The organism is Streptomyces sp. NPDC006265, assembly GCF_040613555.1.
GTDB lineage: Bacteria > Actinomycetota > Actinomycetes > Streptomycetales > Streptomycetaceae > Streptomyces.
On record NZ_JBEXSH010001381.1, the window covers coordinates 1 to 1,484 of the forward strand.

Consider the following 1,484-nt stretch of genomic DNA (forward strand, 5'->3'; position numbering starts at 1 on the left):
AAAAGCCCTCCCCAAGGGGAGGGCGGAGACTTGCGCCCCCGGCAGGACTCGAACCTGCGGCCAAGCGCTTAGAAGGCGCCTGCTCTATCCACTGAGCTACGGGGGCCGGGTGTGGTGGCCTCTGTCGTGGTGCCCTGGTGTGGGCCGATCCGTGACATTGCCGGAGACAAGGATAGGGCTCCCGCGTCCTTGTCCCTGTTGCTTCACCTCCGTGGCTCGATGTGGAGGTTCGGTGAAGCGGTCCTGATAATCGCAGGCAGGTACGAATCGTGCACCGCTTTTGGCGTCAGAGGCATCGGGTGTTGTGCACTCGTTATGCCTGGAGTGCGCCGGTGTCCCAGTCGTCTCTTCCATCCCTTGTGTTCTGTCGGCGCGCAGACATGCTCATATGCTTCAGAATTCCCCTAAAATTGGGCATTCTTCACATGTGGTGACCTTGGACGTACGGCCTCAGCTGCTCGACGCACTCTCCGCCCTGCGCGACCGTGTCGCCGCCGCACGCTTCCCGCTGCCCCTGGCGGGGGCCCCACGCGCGCGTGCCAACCGCGACGAACTCCTCGCGCAGCTCGACGACTACTTGGTGCCCCGGTTGCGGGAGCCCGAAGCGCCGCTTCTGGCCGTCGTGGGCGGCTCGACCGGAGCCGGGAAATCGACGCTGGTGAACTCCCTCGTGGGACGGCGGGTCAGTGAAGCGGGCGTGCTGCGGCCGACGACACGCACCCCCGTGCTGGTCTGCCATCCGGAGGACCATCACTGGTTCAGCGGGATGAGGGTGCTGCCCGACCTCACGCGCGTGTGGGTGCCCCAGCAGGACTCCACCGACGACCTGTTGCTCCCCGGCGAGGACCCCGCACGCGTACTGCGCGTCGAGACCGCCGAGACCCTCCCGCCCGGCCTCGCCCTCCTCGACGCGCCCGACATCGACTCCCTGGTCGCCGACAACCGCGTCCTGGCCGCCGAACTCATCTGCGCCGCCGACGTCTGGGTCATGGTCACCACCGCCGCCCGCTACGCCGACGCCGTCCCCTGGCACATGCTGCGCACCGCCAAGGAGCTCGACGTCACCCTCGTGACTGTGCTCGACCGAGTGCCCCACCAAGTGGTGAACGAGGTGTCGCGGCAGTACGGGGCCCTGCTCACCAAGGCCGGACTCGGCGAAGTGCCGCGCTTCACCGTGCCCGAGCTGCCCGAGTCCGCCTGGGGCGGTGGGCTCCTGCCGGCCTCCGCCGTCGCCCAGTTGCGCACCTGGCTGATCCACCATGCCCAGGACCCCGCGGCCCGGCAGCACGTCCTCGCCCGCACGGCGTACGGCGTCCTCGACTCCCTGAAATCCCGGATGCCCGAGCTGGCCGGCGCCGCCGCCGCGCAGTACGCCGCCGCACTGCGGCTCACCTCCGCCGTCGAGGGGGCGTACGACGGCGAGCACACGCGCGTGCGGGGCCGGTTGCAGAGCGGGGCGGTCCTCGCCGGGGACGCGCTCAAGC

The 1,484-nt window shown here is 69.5% G+C and carries 1 protein-coding gene and 1 tRNA gene; one reads left to right on the forward strand and one right to left on the reverse strand.

Translation table 11 applies throughout. The annotated features are described in order from the left end of the window. Window positions 1-33: 33 nt before the first annotated feature. Window positions 34-106: transfer RNA gene (locus ABZ281_RS49080), tRNA-Arg, on the reverse strand. Between the two features lie 321 nt (window positions 107-427). On the opposite strand from ABZ281_RS49080, the gene ABZ281_RS49085 reads away from it, so the two are divergent. Next, window positions 428-1,484, forward strand: a 1,057-nt coding sequence (locus tag ABZ281_RS49085) for a dynamin family protein (protein ID WP_356665313.1), incomplete at its 3' end; no start/stop codon positions are given.